Source organism: Rhizobium croatiense (genome assembly GCF_019793465.1).
Classification (GTDB): domain Bacteria; phylum Pseudomonadota; class Alphaproteobacteria; order Rhizobiales; family Rhizobiaceae; genus Rhizobium; species Rhizobium croatiense.
In genome coordinates, this window is the sequence record NZ_JAILYJ010000004.1 from 38,157 (window position 1) to 53,849 (window position 15,693).

Genomic DNA, 15,693 nt, shown 5'->3' on the forward strand with positions numbered 1-15,693 from the left:
GCCTTAGGGCCGTCGTCCCGCCGGTTCCCTGAACCGGCTTGCGGCCTCCGGCCGTCCTGGTCGCGTCAGTTCGCCGGCCCAGCCGACGCCGTCAGCTGGGTGAATGTCTGCTGTTGCCCAAGCCAGGTCTGATAATCCGCGTCGCTTTCGACGACGACTGTGCCGCGCATTTGCGGGTGGCCGACGCCGCAGAGTTCGGCGCAGAGGATGTCGAAGGTCCCCGTCCGCGTCGGCGTGAACCAGAAATAGGTGATCATGCCGGGGATCATGTCCATCTTGGCGCGGAACTCCGGCACGTAGAAATCATGGAGCACATCGACGGAGCGCAGCAATATGTGCACCGGTTTGCCGATCGGCAGATGCAGCTCACCGCCCTCGATGATGACATCGTCGAGGCCGCTTGCATCGTTCTTGTCGAGGCCGAGCGGGTTTTCCGGGCTGACGTCGCGCGTCTCGGCACGGCCGAGTTTGCCGTCCGCTCCCGGCAGGCGGAAGCTCCACAGCCATTGCTGGCTGACAACCTCGACTGATGCGGCATCGGCAGGCACCGATATGAACTGGTTCCACACGATGAGGCCGGGCGCCAGCATCGCCGCGACGCCGACCGCCGTTCCCGATGCCAGCAGCACCTCCAGCCTGCGGTTTTCAGGCTCGTAATGCGCCTTGTTGCCCGGCCTGTGGCGGAAGCGGAAGACGCAATAGGCCATGAACGAAACCACCGCCACAAAGACGATGCCGGTGATCCAGAAGGTGATGACGAGGGTGGTGTCGATATAGGTCCAGTTGGACGCGATCGGCGTCCACCACCACGGGCTCAGCACATGAAACAGCACGGAGCCGACGACAATCAGGACGAGGATCAGCACGACAGCCATTTCCGCTCCTCCTCGAGCAGGTTGACCCGTGAAACCGCATTCCGCAAAAAGTCCGTGTTTATTATCGCACAGATAGAAAATATCGCAATTACGGCGATTTAGCCATCCGTCGCTCGCCGCTAACCCGTCATTCGGAGTATTGCCATCTGGGAATATTGCCCTTCACTGCGAATATTGTTTGAGATAGGCTATGAGATCGGTGATCTCCTTTTCGTCCTTCACGCCGACAAAGGCCATCTTCGTGCCCTTCACCTTCGCCTTCGGATTGTGCAGATAGTCGCGCAGCACCGTCTCGTCCCAGACGAGACCGCCTTCGCCGGCCGCCTTCATTCCGGCCGAATAGGCGAAATTGGGATGCGTCCCGGCCTTCCTTCCGAACAGTTTGTTCAGAGACGGCCCGACCTTGTTCGTATCGGAGTCGACGACATGACAGGTCGCGCACTTCTTGAAAACAACGGCGCCCGCCGCCGCGTCGCCCTCCTGCGCCCCGGCGCTAGCGGGAGCAAGGGCAGTCACAGCTGCACCAATCAGCAGAACGACACGATAATCCATGGCAAACCTCATCCTCCTCAAGGTCGCCAGCCACTCACACCGTCCACTATCTCTCGCGTGTGGGTGGTGGTTGTTATATCAGGAAGATTAGTCCTTCGCGGATGCAAGTCAATCGCTTCCACAGTTGGAGTGACCTGAACGCATCTGATATCAGATAGATCCGATGCGGATAACGGCCGCTACACCCCGATCGAAAGAGCCTCCTTGACCGCCAACTCGGCCATGGCAAGCGCCGCCTCGCGGCTCCTGGCGGCGGCAATGAAGCGACCGTTGTGGCAGAAGCTCGCGCCCTCTATGCCGCAAGCCGCCGCCAGCTCTCCATTGGCAAGACCGGCCCAGGCCGCAGGCAGGTCGGCCCTAAGCTCGAACCCGTCCTCGGCGCGGCGGATGCCGGTTACGCACCAATCCTTTTCGCGCGGGTGGACGACGAACAGCAGGTGATCGGCGCCAGCCTTGACGATAGCAGGACGGAAGGGCATCCCCCTCGGCAGTTCCAGAATATGGCCCTGCCCCGCAGCCTTGATGGCCTCGTGCACGATGGCCTCGGCCCGCAATTTTGCAGCGCTCTGAGCGATCTTGGCCTCGACGAAACTGCGGGCGATGGCCAGGGCCGCGTGGAAGGCGCGATCGTCGGCATCCGGCTCCGCTTCGTCGAAAACCGGTTTCAGGGTCTCGAGCAGCGCCGGCAGCGTCAAGCCCGCCAGCGGTCCCGAGGGGCTGAGCGCGCCATTGTCGGTCAGATCGATCGGCAGCACGAAGCTCGCATCGAAAGAGCTATGCACGGCTTCGACATGGTCGGCGGGAAGGCCGCGAGCGGCGAGATAGTCGCGGCCGTAATGTTTCCAGATCAGGCCGAATGAGCTGTAGGGCTGACCATCGTCGCGCAGCGGCGCACCGCGCTGGTGATGATCGAATATGCCGGCGTCGGCGTCATAAGCTCCGCCGACATCATAAATGATCCGGTCCTGCCCTGGCCTGATCCACTCCGGCGCCCGGCTGCGGATCAGGCGCGCCAGCGGGAAAAGCCGGGTCAGGATGACGCTCGACAGCAGTTCGTCGGCATGGAAACCACCGGAATGGGTGACGAGGAAATCGGGAATCATGGGAGCTATGCGCCTTGTCGTTCGCGGCCGGTCCGCTTGCGGGTCGGAACCAGATAGCCGTTGCCGACCATGATCTCAACCCATCTTCGCGCATTCCGCAGGGCGCCGGTCCGCTGCCGGAAGGCGCGCTGCAGTTTTGGACCGACGACAAGTGTGGGAGACGAACACCTAAAGCGGCACCGGTGCCGGCTGCGCCGCGACAAGCGCGCGGCTAGCCGCCGCGCCGGCATGCAGGCAGATGAGTCCGACCGCGGCCAGAGAATTGATCAAAAGAACCTCGGCCACAACAGCTGCCGAAAACGCCGCGTCGCCGGACGGAAGCACCGCCGTTGCGGCAAAAAGCACGCCCTCGTAAGCAGCGAACCCGGCGATGAAGGCGCCGGCCATCGTGACGGCAGGGCCTGCCGTCAGGCGCAGCGCCCCGAGCGCCGCCGCATGCGATGCAAATGCCGCAATCCCGATCGCCAGTCCCCAGGCATAGCTGTCGAAGGTCTGGGGATAGCCGAGGACGAGATAGCCGACCGTCTGGTTGGCAAGCCAGGCAAGCAGCACCGCCATCAGCGCCATCCGCCGGGGAAGCACGACTGCCGAGACGGCCGCCAGGGCCACGAAAGGCGTCACGCAGGCAAACAGCAGGCTGAGAGCGACGCTGGCACCGGCAATCACGGCGACCCAGGCGACAGCGAAAAGGGGAGCTGCCGGGCGCAAGGGAAGGTGGTTTCGTTCGAGCATGGCGGAACTCCGTCTGACCGGGCGTGGCCCAGAAAAATCATAGCGAAATTGCAGAAAAAGGCTAGCGGGCGCGCGCGTGGAAACGGATCGTGTCGGCATCGACCCGCGAGAGCCCCGCATTTGGACTACCCTGCTTTGTAAATATCTGCCTATAAGCTGTAGCCAACTTGGCGATTTTGCGGGGGCTTTTTCATGGAAGCAAAATATAGGCTCGGCGGCGTTCTCTGCCTCCTCCTGGCCGGCGCGATTGCCTGGCAGGGCATTTGGCTGCCGCTGCAGCAGGCAAACCTCGGCGCCGAGAGCATCACCTGGATGCCGCGCGCCACCGTCGTCATCGGCCTCTGCCTGGTGTTCGGCGCCTATTTTCTGACAACCGGCAATCGATATCCCTATCGTAACGTCGCGCAACAAACGCTGACGCCTGTCGGCTGGGTATTGTGCGCGGCGATCGGCATCGTCGCCTTGGCTGGATTTTTCGGTATGGACATGCTGCTGCGGTCGATGGGGTATGAGTAGCGGAAGTACACGTCATACTGTTGGTGTGAGGAAACTTCTTCGTTCCGAACGAATCTCTCACGGCGCGGACGCGCCGTGGCGGGATTCCTGTGACATCCCTTGGGCGAACCCTGAGGCGACCAGGAATGAGGGAGTGTGGAGTTAGCGTCCTCAGCCAAATTGCCGTTGGGATTGGTAGACGAATGATCGGAAGCGTCACCTCTCCCCCTCATTCCTGTGCCCGTCACCGGAATCCAGCGTGCCCAAGTCCTTGGGCACTGGAGACTCCTCCTCGCGGCGTCTCCTCTCGACGGTCAGCGCTACAACGCATCCAGAGGTATCTTCAGATACCGCCGCCCGTTCCCCTCCGGCTCCGGCAATTTGCCGCCCCGAATATTCACCTGCAGCGCATGCAGCATCAGCTTCGGCTTGGGCAGGGTGCGGTCCCGCGCCTGGCGCAGCGCCACGAAGCCGGCCTCGTCCTTGCCCGATATGTGGGAATTGGCGCGTCTCTGCGCGGCCACCGTGCTTTCCCAGCGCGGATGCCGGCCGCCCGGCTGATAGTCGTGGCCGGAAAAGAGCCGAGTTTCCTCGGGCAGCGACAGGATCGCCTGGATCGAGCGCCAGAGGACGCTGGCGCTGCCGCCGGGAAAATCGGTGCGCGCCGTGCCGGAATCCGGCGTGAACACCGTGTCGTGCACGAAGGCGGCATCGCCGATCAGATAGGTCACCGAGGCAAGCGTATGGCCGGGCGAAAACATAACGCGAGCTTCAAGCTCGCCGATCTCGAACCTGTCGCCATCGGCAAACAGCCGGTCCCATTGCGAGCCGTCTGTTGCGAGAGCCGGCCAGTTATAGATCTCCTTCCAGAGGATCTGCACTTCGGTGACATGGGCGCCGATCGCTATCGGCGCGCCGGTCTTTCCCTTGATGTAATGGGCGGCGGAAAAATGATCGGCATGCGGATGCGTGTCGAGGATCCACGCGACCGCCAGCCCGCGGCTCTCGATATCGGCAAGGATGACATCGGCGCTTGACGTGCCCGTCGCCCCCGAGGTCTCGTCGAAGTCGAGCACAGGGTCGATGATCGCGCAGCGTCCCGTGACAGGATCGGCAACGACATATTGCACGCTCCATGTAGCGGGATGGAAGAAGGCCTTCACATCGACCGTCTGCGCCGCTCGCGCCTCCAGCCAGCGGCGCGCGCCGGCAAGGTCGAAGCCGAGACTTTGGCCGAGCGGCTCGACATCCGCAGGCTTCATCCGCCCGTCCAACACCTCGCCCAGCACGTAGAGCGTCAATGCCCGCGTACCGCTTCTGCCATGGGCGACAACCGGCCCCTTCGCCGCGGCCATCGCTGCCTGAAAGGCGCGAATGTCTGCCTCGGTGATCTCGCTCCCCTTCACCGGCACGAAGCTATAGGAAAGTCCGGCGGCGGTGGCGGCAGCCTTTTCCGCCACATTGCCCGGCTGCCCCGGCTCCTCGCCATCCGGCCGGGCATTGATCACCGCGGCAAAGCCTTCACCCGCGAAAGCGACAAAGCCGGCGGCATCGGGCTGCCCCGCCACCGATATCAGCTCATTGACCCTCACGGACGTCATTGAAGCCTCCGCGCCGCCCTCATCACACCGCATCACATGTATAAGTGTACAATCTCACGAGTGTATTGCCGAATGCAAGAATAGTCCTGGCATATGCCGCCCCCCGGTCTGACTGATCAAAACGACAGCGTCGCAGCACCTTCCCTGATCTCGGCATGCATGGCACTGGCGCCGACGATGACGACGCCATCGAGCAGGTCCTCCTGCGTATAGCCGCGCGAAGCCACACAGGGTGGGCAGGCCCAGATCGAGCCGCCGCGCTGCTGGAAATTCTCAATCAACGTCGAGAGCGGATCGAGCGGCGGCACATGCGTCATCCGCTGGCCGTTCTTGCGCACCAGGTCGATCCCGGTACTGGTGAGGAATACCGACACCTTGAGCCCGGCGGTAATGCCGCCATTGGCAATGGTAAAGGCGACGGAGGAAAGTTCGGATTCTATGCCCTTGGTGACGAGCACGATCAGTTTATCGCTTTGGCTTTGCATAGTATTCTCCAGTTGAATTCAAGATTACTTGGACTGAACGTGAGCATGATAAGAAGGTGCGCTGCGCGCGTATTTGGCCGGAATGCGTGAAACCTTGTCCGAAAATCCAGATGCTGAGGGCGGCGTCACCCGTGATGACGTGCTGTCGGCGCTGCTTTCGACGATCCGTCTTTCGGGATCACTGCAGTTCTGTTTCATGCCGACGGGCGATTGGCAGACCGATGCCGCGCCGTCGCTTGCAGGCCTCTCGGCAAGGGCTACGGGCACAATGCCGTTCCATATCGTCGTGACGGGCAGTTGCTGGTTGAAAGCGGAAGGCGAAGAGACCGATCTGGAAGCCGGCGACGTCCTGGTCTTTCCCTTCGGCACCGGACATCAGCTGGGTGTCGGAAGAAATGGCACGCTGGTGCTGCCGACCCGCGACTTGCCGCAGAAGCCGTGGCGGGAGATTCCGGTGCTTCGCTACGGCGAGGCGGCGCAAAGCGTCCGGCTGCTCTGCGGCTATCTGCAATGGGATGGGCTGAGCTTTGCGCCGCTGCGCCAGGCGTTGCCGAAAATGATCCATGTCAGGACGCGGGCGGCCAATAACGGCGACTGGCTGCGCGCCACTATCCGCCAGATGGTCGAGGAGGTGGACAGGCCGCGCGCCGGCGGCATCTCAATGCTGCCGCGGTTGACCGAAATCATCTTCATCGAGATCCTGCGCCATCAGATCATGATGGCCAAACCCCACGCGATTGGCTTGCTGGCAGCGCTGGCCGACCCTGCGCTCTCGCGCTGCCTCTCCCTCATCCACGACGATCCCCGGCGTGACTGGTCGCTGGAGCAGCTGGCGACGGCATCCGGATCGTCGCGCAGCGCGCTCGCCGAACGCTTTCAAACGATGCTCGCGACATCGCCGATCCGCTATGTCAGAGACTGGCGACTCTATCTGGCAAGCGTGGCACTTGCCACGACAAGCCAGCCGATTGCAGCGATCGCCTATGACGCCGGCTACGCCACCGAAGCTGCCTTTAACCGCGCCTTCTCCCGCACCTTTGCAACACCACCGGCCGCCTGGCGGGCTGCGCGCAGCTGAACACGGTATGCCTCGGCGCACTCACTCTCGATGACAATGCCCCCATCCCCCTTTGACCGCTCGACAGTGAGCTTGGCGATCCCTAACATCCGGATAACGATGGATTGGATCATGCCCGCATATGCCTTACGGGATCAGCCTTAAGTCTCTGAACGCGACAGCTTCCCCGGTTCTCGAACTCTGGGACAAAGTTGCGGCATTCGAAGAGACAGCTTCGATACGGGCCTTGAATTATCCGCCGCATCTCACCCTCGCTCTTTACCAGGAGATTGACCTCGACCAGTTGGCCGAGGCGCTAGACCGCGTCTTCCGCACGCGCCCCGCCGTCACCTTGAGCTTTTCAAGCATCGGTCACTTCGAGAACGAATTCCTTGTCTTATGGGCGCGGCCGAACAACGGCGAGCAGCTTTTCCAACTGCATGCGCAGCTTCACCGGGAAATCGACCCCACCCATTGCCACGAGCACTATCGGCCCGGCAACTGGGTGCCACATTGCACGATCGTCACGAAAATCCCGATGGCGAAATCGCAGGCCGCGATCGGCTGGGCCAACCGGAACCGGATGCGATTCCCGGTGACTTTCGATGCCGCGGATTGTGTCCGATTCCCGCCGGTGGAGATCTTGAGAGAAATCAGGCTCCCGGCGCAATGATCGCTAACCGTGTCCTACCAGACAGCAAAGCCCCGCCAATCATTGGCGGGGCTGTTCATGCTGAAAATGGTCGGCATTAAGTCCTGGGAAGAATCAATGATTGGCTTCTGCCAACCGAAGCTGGCGCGAGGCTTGCGCAGCCAATGCTTCTCAGACGCGCGGCAACATCCCCTGCCTCGAGTTCGAGCAGCGGTGATCAGTGGCCCTTCGCCGGTCGCAAACGCGGCGCCGAAAAAGCTAGTTCTGGCCCTGCAGGCGGTCGATCACCTCTAGCAGCAGATCAGCGCAGGCCTTCATTGGTTCGTCCTCGGTGCATTTCAGATCGATCCGTGTGTTGCCGTCCTCAATTTGGAAATGGGCGGCCTTCGACGGCCGCGGCATGCGATGGCCCCGGAAATCGCGGAAGCCCATGTCGTCCCTCGAACCGTGCCACCGGTAGTCGGGGCGATCTCCGGACCGTGCGTCCGGGCTGCCCATCATCCGCTCGTCATCATCGGGAGCGGGCTGAGGCGGCGGGGCTGGCGGCGGCGGAGGCGAGCTAGGCTCGGTCGCGGTGGGTGGCGTTGCGGCGGACGGTGGAGGCGGCGGTTGTTGTGCGACGGCGGTGCCGGCGAGTGCGGCAAGGGCAAGGCTTGATAGAAGAAGTCTTTGCATGGGATCGGTCCTTTCGGAGAGGTGAGGCATGTCTGTAAACACCTCGGCAGGCCTTTGGTTCACACCCTCTCAAAGCTTCTGATCGAAATCAGCAAAGAGCTCGGTGGCGATCTTCATGAGGGCAACAATCACTGGAACGTCGCCGCCCCGGACGTCTTTAGCCTCGCCTCCGCCTTGTTGCGCGTTTATCCTCACCGTCGATTCGCCGTCCGCGACGAGGGCGCGGGCGCAAGATTGCATCATTAAGGAGAGTGCGATGACGGACCCCAAGAGCGGCATTTCGGGATTACGGCCGCATATTACGGTTATCGGCGTCGGCGGGGGCGGCGGCAACGCCATCAATAACATGATTGCGGAAAAGCTGGCGGGCGTCGAATTCGTCGCCGCAAATACGGACGCCCAGGTTCTCGCCACCTCAAAGGCGTCGCGCCGCATTCAGCTCGGCGCAAATGTGACGGAGGGCTTGGGTGCCGGTTCGCTGCCTGAGGTTGGTCATGCAGCCGCCGAGGAGTCGCTCGACGAGATCATGGATCACTTGGCCGGCTCGCATATGTGTTTCGTCACCGCCGGCATGGGCGGCGGTACGGGCACCGGTGCAGCCCCCGTCATCGCGCGTGCCGCACGCGCGGCCGGCATCCTGACGGTTGGCGTCGTCACCAAACCCTTCACGTTCGAAGGCAATCGCCGCATGCGGACGGCCGAAGTCGGCATCGAGGCGCTTCGTCAGGCCGCCGATACCGTCATCGTCATTCCCAATCAGAACCTCTTCCGCATCGCGGACGCAAAAACCACCTTCGCCGATGCCTTCATGACGGCCGACCGCGTGCTCTTTGCCGGCGTCGGCTGCATCACCGACCTCATCGTCAAGGAAGGCCTGATCAACCTCGATTTCGCCGACGTGAAATCGGTCATGCAAGGCATGGGCCGCGCCATGATGGGCACCGGCGAAGCCGCCGGCGAAAGCCGGGCGATGAAGGCAGCGGAAGCGGCAATCGCCAACCCGCTTCTCGACGATATTTCCATGAAGGGCGCCAGGGGCGTGCTGATCTCGATCTCCGGCGGATCTGATATGACGCTGTTCGAAGTCGACGAGGCGGCTAGCCGCATTCGCGACGAAGTGCAGGACGACGCCGATATCGTCGTCGGCGCGATCTTCGACCGCAGCCTGGACGGCAGGTTCCGCGTCTCGGTCGTGGCGACCGGCCTGGAAGCCAGCGCTGCCCCCATATCCCCGAGTAACCACGCGACCGAGCAAGTCCAGACGCGCACGCTGCAATAACAGGACCGCTTTGTCGTGGCTTGTTCACGGCGGCTCCGGCCGGAAAAACGTCGCTCCGCCGCCTAAAGAGAGGACGGGGCGACGTCACCATTCCGGTGTTAAGGTTCGTCAGGCGAACAATATCTCCGAGATGTTGTGCACCACGGAGATTTCGTCGGTCATGCTGTTGGTGATATAGATGGAATCCGCCGCCGCGTCATAGGCCACGTTGGTGGTGGCGTCGTCTCCCGGTATGGCGATGTTGACATCGACTGTCGTCTTGACCCCGGTTTCGAAATCGAATGCCGTGCCGATGTGCTCACTGCCGAAGGAATCACCGAAGAAGAAGGTGCCGTCGACGGCAAAGCCGTAGCCGAGCCCGCCCGCCGCGAAGGTCTTGGGTTCGATCGCGTTCAGCGTGTCGGGATCGATCTTGGAGACCTGCCAGGTGGAATCATCGATGCGGCCGACAACGTAAATGCCGGTCGAATCCTGGATCGTGTTGACGGCGGTGAACCCGCCCCAGTCGAACGTACCCGCCCCGTTCTCGCCGATAAGGCCGGGGATCGGGTCGCCCTTCTGATCGAGCGATCCATCTGAAGCATCCCACTTTGCGAGATAGGTCTGATCGGGGAAAGGATCCTCTTCGCCCCTCGCCTCGTTGGTTCTTCCGATGATCTCCCCGCCGCGGACCGCAAAATAGGTTCCGCCGATGTCATATTGGCCAAGGTCATAGTCGCCAAGAGAGATGGCGCCGCTGGCGTTGTCGGCTTCAAATGCCGCGGCGTTGTCGTAGATATAAACCATGGAATCATCCGGGAAACCATGGCCGGAGCTGACGTAATACTTGCCCGTTAGCGGATCGACCGCGACCCCCTGGAGTTCGTAATGGTCCAGGAAAGGTCGTACAACCTCCGCCTGTGCCTCGATATGATCCGTGTTCACCGACTTTCCGTCCGTCACGCCGTTGACTGTCAGGGTGATCACGCCGGCATCGGTGTGACCGGCGCCGTCGGAGATCTTGTAATACTCAAGCTTCTCTGTGACATGCTCGCCATCGTTCAGGCTCGCCTTGACAGCCGGGTCGAGATTATAGGTGAAGCTTCCGTCGGCCGAAAAATGGAAGATGCCGAACTCGCCGGCGACATCGGTGCTCCGATCGGCGCTGACACTGGCGCCCTCGGCCGAGCGCAAGAAGAGATGACCCGCCTCCCCGGCGATGTCGTTGGCAAGCACGTTGCCCGCCATCACGCCGCCTTCCCGGAAGCTGAAGGCATCGTCGACCGCGACCGGTGGGCTGGTCGCCCCATGAATGTCGAGCGTGAAATAGCCGAAATCGGTATTGCCGGCGCCATCGGACATCTTGTAGCCGATCGTCTCGCGCAGCGTCATCCCGTCCCGGAAATCCTGCTTGGCCGCCTCGTTCAGCGTGTAGGTATAGGAACCGTCGGCCATGACGTGAAACGTGCCATACTCGCCGGCGATATCGGTGACCTGCCCGCTCTGCTTGGCGACAACCCGCTCGCCATCGAAGAAGCTGAGAGCCATATGGCCGCTGCCGCCGGCCACGTCATTGGCCAGCAGATCGCCCGAAATCACGTCGTTTTCGGAGGCGCTGAGGTAATCGTCGCTCGCTACCGGTGCAGACACTGTCATGGATATCTCCTTCAAGATCCATTTCTCTGGTCGGCCAGGAGAAAACAGCCTTTGCAGGGGAAGGTCAATGTTTTTCTATCAATGGTAGTTTATTTTAGACTTCGCCCTCTCAGGCTGCGTCCCGCAACTACGGTTTTCGACATGCGGAATTTAAAGACGCCGTTTTTCTTATCGCGATAGACCCGTGAAGTTATTCAGGAAGGCCGGCTCTTCGCAGCCCCTCGATATAGCGGGTTCGATCATCTGGCCGCCGAAAAGGCGGCAGCACGTCCGACAGGTTAGAAAGCCGTAGTGTAGGGTCAAGTTCGCTCAGACGAGATATCATTTCCTTGGCTTCCCGGGACCGCTCTTCGAGAGCGTAACTTGCCGTCGCGATGCGGATCGCGCTTGCATAATTCGGCTGCGAGCGCAAAGCCTTTCTTGCCCAGCCAATGGCGTCCACATAGCGCCCGGCGCAGAAGTGGGCGAGTGCTGTGTTGAACTCCAAGGCAAACAGCCGCGGATCGCGCGGACTTAACAGCATTGCCTGCGCGGCCCGCTCAATGGCCTTGTCCGGCTCCCCCAAGCAAGCCTCTATCCATGCGCTGTAACCCCAGGCCACGGCCAGGTTCGGATTGAGCAGGAGCGCGCGGTCGATGCAGAGGGCGCTATCATCGAGATCGCCGCCGACATATCCGAGAACATAGCCGCCATAGGAAAGAGCGATTGCATCGTCTCTTCCCAGTTCAATCGCCCTCTTGGCAAGCCTGGTAGCTTCTGCTGTTTCTTTCGCGCGATCCGCCATCCATCGGTGGCTTTTTCGCGATGCGTAGCAGCGCGCCGCGCGAGCATAAGCAGCCGCAAAGGCCTGGTCTCGTTCGATCGCCTTCATGAAAAGTTGCAGGGCGCTCTCGATGGATTCCCTGCTGATCACCGCTCGGTCGTGAACCGCTATGCCACGCAAATAATAGTCGTAGGCGTCAAGGCTTTCCGTCGGCTTGAGTTTGGAGCGCTCGATTTCGGCCTCCTCGACCCTTGGGGCGATGGCGCCGACAATGCTCGAGGCAAATTGGTCTTGGAGATCGAAGATCTCGACGAGAGAGCCATCGAAGCGATCTGCCCAGAGGTGGAGGCCCGTTGAGGAATCGATGAGCTGTCCACTGATGCGCAGCCGTTCCCCTGCCTTGCGCACACTTCCCTCGACAACATAGCGCACACCCAGATTCAAACCGATCTGCCGTATATCGACAGCCTCCCCCCGATAGGCAAAACTCGACTGACAGGCGATGACGAACAGGTGGCGAAACTGAGCGAGCTTGGTAATGATGTCCTCGACGACCCCGTCGGCAAAATAGTCCTGCGTCTGATCTCCGCTTAGATTGTGAAAGGGCAAGACCGCAACTGACGGCCGGTCCGAATGCGTCGCCTGCGGCCATAGGACCGGCGGCTGCGGAATGATGTGAAATGAGCTTGCCTCCGGACGGTCAGTTTCCTTGTCTGTCCGCAGCGACGTTGCAAGCCCTTTCGTCTCCGCCTCGGGCTCGACGCCGAGATGCTTTTTCAAGGCGGCGCGACATAATTCGAGTTGACGCAGAGCCGCATTTCCGTGACCTCGATTGACGTGGATCCGCATCAAAGCGCGATGACACGGCTCCGCAGTGGGATCCGCAACAAGCAGTCTTTCCGCCAGCCCCTCGCAGGCGAGCTCTTGCGCAGAACCGGCCACCGTCAAGGAGAAGCTCAGCCGCTCCACCAATTGCAGCGCTTTGCGCTGATACGTGCTTCGATAGGATCCGAACCATTCGTCCAGCTCCTCAGGAATAGCCAAACTTGCTAGGACGTCGCCGCGATAAAGATCGGCGGCAAAGGCGAGATCGGCAGGGCCGCCTTCCTCAAGCTTGCGATCGAACATCCAGATGTCGACTTCATGCAAACCGGCTTTCAGCGCGACCGTTTCCTGATCGCCCTCAATCTGGATCGCAGCATCGCCGCTGCCGGGAAACGCGCGCCGGATGTCGACGAGCGCCTGCCGCAGGCTATTGCGTGCCTGCGCATCGCCACGTCCCGGCCAGAACGCTTCGGCAAGCGGCTCGCGCCGGTGGCCACGGCGGCCGGCCAGGACCAGGGCCGCGAAAAGAAGCGAAGTCTTGCGCGTTGAAAAACGAATTCGCCCACCATCAGGGGACGTGACGTCGAGGCCGCCAAGCAAACGAATGCGCATCAGTTGCCTCCAATCGTCCACTGCCCGACGAAAACGCCACCCCGATCGATCGATTTAACACGCATTTAACGGCGTTTTCGTCGCCGTTCACGCCTAGCCGAACAGCGGCGGCCCATCGGTTTGGCAAGGTCGATCATGATCAGCAACGGAGATCGACAATGACCGATATACAAATTTTCGCCTGGCGCCGTGCAGTCGGAATAGGCTTGCTCGGAGCGGCGCTGAAAGGCGCCGTGTCGACAATAAAAGCAGCGAAGGCGCGATGGCAAGCCGCCGCAACGCGAAGGGCAGTCAGGGAACTTACGCGGGACCAGCTGGATGATATAGGTTATCAAACACCAGATCGGCCCACGCTCGAAATCAGGGCAGGAACTATGACGAACCTGATGTCGATGAGGTAGACGACCGCCCCCGCCCGACGCCCACCAATCCCTCGATCTTCGCTGCATCCGCCGCCGTCGCCGGATTATACACCACCATGCTGAGGTCGGGCCGGCCATCCACCTGAAACGCCGAATATTCGAAGGAGAGCAGCCCTAGCACCGGGTGCTTGATGTGCTTGGCGCCCTCGCCGTGGGTGCGCACGTCGTTGTCCCGCCACATAGCCAGGAATTCCGGGCTCCTGCGGCAGAGTTCGTCGACGAGCGGCTTCACCTGTTCGGCGGCACCGGCGCGGGCGGCATCCACCCGGAAGGCGGCGACGACGAAGCGGGCCACACCTTCCCAATCATATTGGGCGGCGCGCACGCGCGGATCGAGGAAGATGAAGCGTAGCACGTTGCGCTCCTCCGGCGGCAATGCGCCGTAATCGGTCAGAAGCACCGTCGCCGCCCGGTTCCAGGCGATGACGTCCCAGATGGCGTTGCGTATCAGCGCCGGGCTCGGATCCAGCGCATCGAGCACGCCCTGCAGGCGCGGCGTCACGCCGTCCTGCCTGCGATAGCGCACCCCGGGCGGGCGGCCGAGGCCGATGAGAAAAAGATGCTCGCGCTCGATATCGGTCAGCATCAACGCCCGCGAGATCCGGTCGAGCACGTCGGCGGACGGCGCGCCGCCGCGGCCTTGCTCCAGCCAGGTATACCAGGTCGGGCTGATATTGGCGCGGCTCGCCACCTCTTCGCGACGCAGGCCCGGCGTGCGGCGGCGCTCGCCGGCAAAGCCGAAGGCGGCCGGGTCGAGCTTGGCGCGGCGATCCTTGAGATAGGCGCCCAGCCGGTTTTCGGAGGTGATGAATTCATCCATCCTGTTAGCCATTATACCATGATAAGATCACTACTTTACCAGGATACAGCATTGATCGATATGTGTCTCCATCCAAAACGGAGATATCGACATGCGCGTATTCGTCACCGGAGCCACAGGCTGGGTCGGCTCGGCCGTCGTCAGCGAATTGATCGCCGCCGGCCATCAGGTGCTTGGCCTTACCCGATCGGAAAAGGGCGCTGAAGATTTGGCGGCCACCGGTGCGGCGGTCCACCGCGGCACGCTTGAGGATCTGGAAAGTCTGAAGCGCGGCGCGGCCGAGGCCGACGGCGTCATCCACACCGGCTTCAATCATGATTTCTCGAAATTCGCCGAAAACTGCGCCCTCGACCGCCGCGCCATCGAAGCGCTCGGCGAAGCCCTACAGGGATCGGATCGTCCCCTGCTGGTCACGGCAGGCCTCGGCCATGCGCCGGGCCGCATCGGCACCGAGAAGGATCCGCCGATGCCGAACACCGAGACCTATCCCCGCGCCTCCGAAATCACCGCGGTATCGCTTGCCTCGCGTGGGCTTCGCGCCTCCACCGTCCGGCTGCCGCCCTCCGTACACGGCCATGGCGACCACGGCTTCGTACCCATCCTGATCGATGTCGCCCGGCGCACGGGCATCTCCGCCTATATCGGCGAAGGGCAAAACCGCTGGCCGGCGGTGCACCGCCGCGATGCCGCCCGCGTCTACCGCCTGGCGCTGGAGCGCGGCGCCGCGGGCGGCCCCTTCCTGGCGGTCGCAGAAGAAGGCGTCCCCTTCCGCGAGATCGCCGAACTCATTGGGCGGCGGCTGAACGTGCCGGCAATCTCCCTGTCGCGGGAAGAGGCCGCAGAGCATTTCGGCTGGTTCGGAATGTTCGCCGGCTTCGACGTGCCGACGTCGAGTGCTCACACGCGGGCACTGCTCGGTTGGGAGCCGGAGCAGCCGGGGCTGCTCGTGGACATCGATCATCCGGCGTATTTTGATCGTCATGAGGCCATCTCAAAAGCCTCGTCCTGAGACGCCGCGGGCTGCGTGCACGATGCCCAGAAGGCGGGAGGAAGGATGGAACGCTTCCTCGCCTCATTCCTGTGCTTGTCACAGGAACCCAGCGCGCCCAA

16 protein-coding genes are annotated in these 15,693 nt (G+C 62.1%); 5 read left to right on the forward strand and 11 right to left on the reverse strand.

The window, feature by feature from the left end; translation table 11 throughout:
* Positions 1-65 precede the first annotated feature (65 nt).
* The 4 genes from K6M89_RS08135 to K6M89_RS08150 all read right to left on the reverse strand — a co-directional run bounded on the left by K6M89_RS08135 (position 66) and on the right by K6M89_RS08150 (position 3,262).
* Positions 66-875 (reverse strand): cytochrome c oxidase subunit II, encoded by an 810-nt coding sequence (locus tag K6M89_RS08135; RefSeq protein WP_038689687.1) that lies wholly within the window; start codon positions 873-875, stop codon positions 66-68.
* Between the two features lie 162 nt (positions 876-1,037).
* On the reverse strand, positions 1,038-1,427 hold the full coding sequence (locus K6M89_RS08140; protein WP_222139060.1) for a c-type cytochrome: 390 nt from the start codon (positions 1,425-1,427) through the stop codon (positions 1,038-1,040).
* 179 nt (positions 1,428-1,606) lie between these two features.
* Positions 1,607-2,530 carry an MYG1 family protein gene (locus K6M89_RS08145; protein WP_222139061.1) on the reverse strand — a complete coding sequence of 308 codons (924 nt, stop codon included), beginning with the start codon at positions 2,528-2,530 and terminating at the stop codon, positions 1,607-1,609.
* A 168-nt stretch (positions 2,531-2,698) separates the two neighbouring features.
* The gene (locus K6M89_RS08150; RefSeq protein ID WP_222139062.1) at positions 2,699-3,262 is read right to left on the reverse strand and encodes a hypothetical protein; all 564 of its coding nucleotides are present in this window, start codon (positions 3,260-3,262) and stop codon (positions 2,699-2,701) included.
* 192 nt (positions 3,263-3,454) lie between these two features.
* Here K6M89_RS08150 and K6M89_RS08155 point away from each other — a divergent pair, with 192 nt between their 5' ends.
* Positions 3,455-3,778 carry a hypothetical protein gene (locus K6M89_RS08155; RefSeq protein WP_222139063.1) on the forward strand — a complete coding sequence of 108 codons (324 nt, stop codon included), beginning with the start codon at positions 3,455-3,457 and terminating at the stop codon, positions 3,776-3,778.
* A 299-nt stretch (positions 3,779-4,077) separates the two neighbouring features.
* On the opposite strand, the gene blh is transcribed toward K6M89_RS08155, so the two are convergent.
* Together blh and K6M89_RS08165 are read right to left on the reverse strand one after the other, a co-directional pair.
* Positions 4,078-5,358, reverse strand: coding sequence for a bifunctional sulfur transferase/dioxygenase Blh (blh, locus tag K6M89_RS08160; RefSeq protein ID WP_222139064.1), 1,281 nt, complete (start codon positions 5,356-5,358; stop codon positions 4,078-4,080).
* Between the two features lie 116 nt (positions 5,359-5,474).
* Positions 5,475-5,843 carry a DsrE family protein gene (locus tag K6M89_RS08165; RefSeq protein ID WP_222139065.1) on the reverse strand — a complete coding sequence of 123 codons (369 nt, stop codon included), beginning with the start codon at positions 5,841-5,843 and terminating at the stop codon, positions 5,475-5,477.
* An 82-nt stretch (positions 5,844-5,925) separates the two neighbouring features.
* On the opposite strand from K6M89_RS08165, the gene K6M89_RS08170 reads away from it, so the two are divergent.
* A complete protein-coding gene (locus K6M89_RS08170) occupies positions 5,926-6,921 on the forward strand; it encodes an AraC family transcriptional regulator (RefSeq protein WP_222139066.1) in 996 nt (331 codons plus the stop codon).
* A gap of 121 nt (positions 6,922-7,042) precedes the next feature.
* On the forward strand, positions 7,043-7,573 hold the full coding sequence (locus K6M89_RS08175; RefSeq protein ID WP_222139067.1) for a 2'-5' RNA ligase family protein: 531 nt from the start codon (positions 7,043-7,045) through the stop codon (positions 7,571-7,573).
* 237 nt (positions 7,574-7,810) lie between these two features.
* Here the strand turns inward: K6M89_RS08175 and K6M89_RS08180 are convergent, their stop codons facing one another.
* Both K6M89_RS08180 and K6M89_RS08185 read right to left on the reverse strand, forming a co-directional pair.
* The gene (locus K6M89_RS08180; RefSeq protein ID WP_222139068.1) at positions 7,811-8,227 is read right to left on the reverse strand and encodes a hypothetical protein; all 417 of its coding nucleotides are present in this window, start codon (positions 8,225-8,227) and stop codon (positions 7,811-7,813) included.
* 69 nt (positions 8,228-8,296) lie between these two features.
* Positions 8,297-8,497 (reverse strand): hypothetical protein, encoded by a 201-nt coding sequence (locus K6M89_RS08185; protein WP_222139069.1) that lies wholly within the window; start codon positions 8,495-8,497, stop codon positions 8,297-8,299.
* Here K6M89_RS08185 and ftsZ point away from each other — a divergent pair.
* The gene (gene ftsZ / locus K6M89_RS08190; protein WP_222139070.1) at positions 8,484-9,506 is read left to right on the forward strand and encodes a cell division protein FtsZ; all 1,023 of its coding nucleotides are present in this window, start codon (positions 8,484-8,486) and stop codon (positions 9,504-9,506) included. The two genes, K6M89_RS08185 and ftsZ, sit on opposite strands and share 14 nt — an antisense overlap.
* Positions 9,507-9,614: 108 nt before the next feature.
* Here ftsZ and K6M89_RS08195 read toward each other — a convergent pair whose 3' ends face one another.
* The 3 genes from K6M89_RS08195 to K6M89_RS08205 form a co-directional block, all read right to left on the reverse strand.
* Positions 9,615-11,141: a cadherin-like domain-containing protein gene (locus K6M89_RS08195; RefSeq protein ID WP_222139071.1), complete on the reverse strand. Its 1,527-nt coding sequence runs from the start codon at positions 11,139-11,141 to the stop codon at positions 9,615-9,617.
* A 190-nt stretch (positions 11,142-11,331) separates the two neighbouring features.
* Positions 11,332-13,341 carry a BTAD domain-containing putative transcriptional regulator gene (locus tag K6M89_RS08200; RefSeq protein ID WP_222139072.1) on the reverse strand — a complete coding sequence of 670 codons (2,010 nt, stop codon included), beginning with the start codon at positions 13,339-13,341 and terminating at the stop codon, positions 11,332-11,334.
* A 372-nt stretch (positions 13,342-13,713) separates the two neighbouring features.
* On the reverse strand, positions 13,714-14,583 hold the full coding sequence (locus K6M89_RS08205; RefSeq protein WP_222139073.1) for a helix-turn-helix transcriptional regulator: 870 nt from the start codon (positions 14,581-14,583) through the stop codon (positions 13,714-13,716).
* 91 nt (positions 14,584-14,674) lie between these two features.
* Between K6M89_RS08205 and K6M89_RS08210 the strand changes: the two genes are divergently transcribed.
* Positions 14,675-15,592 carry an SDR family oxidoreductase gene (locus K6M89_RS08210; RefSeq protein WP_222139074.1) on the forward strand — a complete coding sequence of 306 codons (918 nt, stop codon included), beginning with the start codon at positions 14,675-14,677 and terminating at the stop codon, positions 15,590-15,592.
* The last annotated feature ends 101 nt before the right edge of the window (positions 15,593-15,693 follow it).